Source organism: Gorillibacterium massiliense (assembly GCF_000455485.1).
Lineage (GTDB): Bacteria > Bacillota > Bacilli > Paenibacillales > NBRC-103111 > Gorillibacterium > Gorillibacterium massiliense.
The window spans coordinates 1-2,938 of record NZ_CBQR020000035.1 but is presented as its reverse complement, the minus strand read 5'-3'; the positions used below and the strand labels follow the sequence as shown (position 1 = coordinate 2,938).

At 36.7% G+C, this 2,938-nt stretch carries 3 protein-coding genes; all 3 read left to right on the top strand.

Annotated features, from left to right (window positions below):
* Positions 1-307 (top strand): transposase (locus tag TJ79_RS26505; RefSeq protein ID WP_155987761.1); only part of this gene is annotated, 307 nt, incomplete at its 5' end.
* A 530-nt stretch (positions 308-837) separates the two neighbouring features.
* Entirely contained in the window at positions 838-2,403 is a 1,566-nt protein-coding gene (locus TJ79_RS03740; RefSeq protein ID WP_040948958.1) for a histidine kinase N-terminal 7TM domain-containing diguanylate cyclase, read from the top strand.
* Between the two features lie 65 nt (positions 2,404-2,468).
* The gene (locus TJ79_RS27915) at positions 2,469-2,681 is read left to right on the top strand and encodes a hypothetical protein (protein WP_040948957.1); all 213 of its coding nucleotides are present in this window, start codon (positions 2,469-2,471) and stop codon (positions 2,679-2,681) included.
* The last annotated feature ends 257 nt before the right edge of the window (positions 2,682-2,938 follow it).

Sequence of the window (2,938 nt, the reverse complement as noted above, 5' to 3'; positions counted from 1 at the left end):
TTCGAAACAGCTGTCCGCATTTGCCGGGCTGGACGCATCTGTCTTCGAATCGGGAACCTTTACTGCAAGTCGGAATCACATCTCTAAACGAGGGTCTTCTTACCTGAGAACTGCCCTGTATCAGGCAACGGTTGCCGCCGTTTCTCAGCAACGTAATGGGCCTCGCAATCCGACTTTGTCCCGATATTACCAACAAAAGATCGCTGAAGGCAAGCACAAACAAATTGCTATTGTTGCAACTGTTCATAAACTGTTGCGAATGATTTACGGGATTTGGTCGAACAATCAGCCATTTTCTGCTGACTAAACCGGAAATATAGGATAATTTTACCACATGCCTATTCCTTGCAGTAGGTTTATTTGGGTATGCGTATACGATCTCTATCCATATTCGAAAAGATAATTCTTGACTGCGATTAGCTGGTTTAGGTGAAGTAAGCAGCTTCTTAGAGATACCTGGGAGGTAGTATTGGTTTCACTTTCTCTTCGATTAACTCTGTTTAAGATATTAATTAATCCAAAAGTTCTTTCTGTACTTATTGTCCAAATATACGGACTAGTTGTGGGCTTGGCTAAAGCGTTTTTTCTTACATTTGTATATGTATAAAAGCTGCCACTGTTTACAGAGGATGGGCTATATGCTTTTGTGGTATGAAAATGATTTATTGAGTGGTCAGGAGCAAAGTATAGTATAAATTAATTACTGAATATGCTCTGTATAATAATAGTTACTATAGTGATGTGGATCGAATTCTGTACATAATTCAAAAATATATTAACTTTTTTTTAATAATGTTAATATGATATAGACAGATGATATGAAAGAGGGTAAAACTATTGGAACCGAAACTAGAGGCATATATAACATTAGTTTGCACTTCGGTTGTATTGAACTTGTCTATACTAGTCTATACTTATTGGAAGAGACATTATTATACAAATATCGCGAAATTATTCATGTTGTATACATTAACTGCCTTGATTTATTGCTTTGGTTATGCCTTTAGCTTAACATCCACTTCGTTAGAACAACTTAGATTTTGGAATATTGTACAGTATTTAGGGTTGCCGTTTTTCCCTCCGTTAGGATTATTGTTTGTCATGCAATATTTAGGTCATAAATTAGAAAGAAAAAGAACAATCGCTTTACTTGCATTTCCTTTTCTCACTTTAATAATCAATGCAACAAATGAATTCCATCATTTTTACTATAGAGTATATGATATTGATCCGGTGCTTGGAGTTCCATTTAGTAAGATTGAACATGGGACATGGTTTGTTGTACATAATATTTACATTTTTTGCTGTATGTTTGCTGCGTTATTATTGTTGCTTTCACGCTGGAAGGAAACGGTTAGTGTATATAAGCCTCAATTATTGGCCCTCATCTGTGGTCAATTGCTTCCAATAGTGACTGCATATTTATTATTCATTGGAGTGACACCCGATGGTATCGATCCTGTACCAATGGTTATATGGTTTTCTTCTGTTTTGTACCTCTGGTCTATTACTTCTTCTCGAATGTTATCCATTATGCCAATTGCGAAGGATACAATTTTTAATAATATGAGTGATGGTGTTATTGTACTTAATGGTACCTATCAATTAATCGAAGATAATCAAGCATGTAAAGATATGTTTAGTAAATTGGATCAATCCATGGTAGGGAAACCATTTGATCAAATTTGGTATATGCTAACGGGTCAATCATTTCCTGTTCAACTAGATACGATATCAGATAAATTGAATACTACGATTCATCAAGATGGTTATATTTACCAACTACGTATTTCTAAACTTCAGCAATCAAATAATAACTCTGGCTTTCTAATTATATTTACGGATATAACAGAGCTACATACATTACAACAAAAGTTAGAGCACCAAGCCTATTATGATGAGCTAACACAAATATTCAATCGTCGTGCCTTTTTCCAGCAAAGTGAGCAAAGTTTAATGAAAGCAAAAGGTAATTTGTCATCCTTTACGATTATTCTATTTGATATTGATTTTTTCAAACAAGTGAATGACACTTATGGACATCAAATCGGAGATCATATACTTGTACATGTGGCTCAAATATGTAAGGCTGAGCTGAGAGAACATATGCTATTTGCTAGATATGGTGGTGAAGAATTTGTACTCACTTTAACTGGTTATACACTAGTAGAAGGGGAAGAATTCGCTAATCATCTAAGATTTTGCATCGAACAAAAACCTCTAGTTAAAAATGAACAAGCTGTACTGGTTACCTCCAGTTTTGGAGTATCTGTTACGACAGGGGCTATGGATGAAACAATCTATCAACTTCTTCGAAAAGCTGATGAAGCACTTTATGCTGCCAAAAGAGCTGGTCGAAATCAAGTACAGGTTTTTACTGAAAAAAACAATTTTGTGGAATAGTACAGTTTGTATACAATAAAGTCACTAATGATAGATGCTGAAGTGGGAAGCATTATTGGTGATAAATGAAGAAGCAGCTGTACAAGCTGGATGGACGCAGCCGCATCGAGGTTAAGGGGGCGGTATTCTCACAACTGTGGAAGATACAAGACTTCTTCACGGTTCGACTTAGTCTAAGTGGTGAACTTTGGCAAGTAATTGTAGGCGATGCCCGACTTTTAAGTATTGTCTTTGACAACTTTAGAATAGAAAATATTGAACTCTTAGCTTGTGTTTGATTGGTTAATTTACTTTTACAACCAGTTACAACATAAGCAAGCAAAGAGAATAGCGATTAGTATACGGCGACTTTCAATGAATTTCACCATCTCTCTGCTTATTTCACCTAACGTTTGTGTATCTGCGAACCCGAGAGGCTTAAGCTGCGCCAGCGGCGGGTGGCTCTGCCACTTAGCCTCGCAGGGTTGTCTGCCTGATCAACTTCATTGAAAAACCTCTGGCAGACCAAGGAACGTCAGTGACGCAGCGGGAATAC

Bases quoted from the DNA above. Each gene is read 5' to 3' on its own strand.
- TJ79_RS27915 (WP_040948957.1), top strand. From the start codon at position 2,469: ATGAAGAAGCAGCTGTACAAGCTGGATGGACGCAGCCGCATCGAGGTT.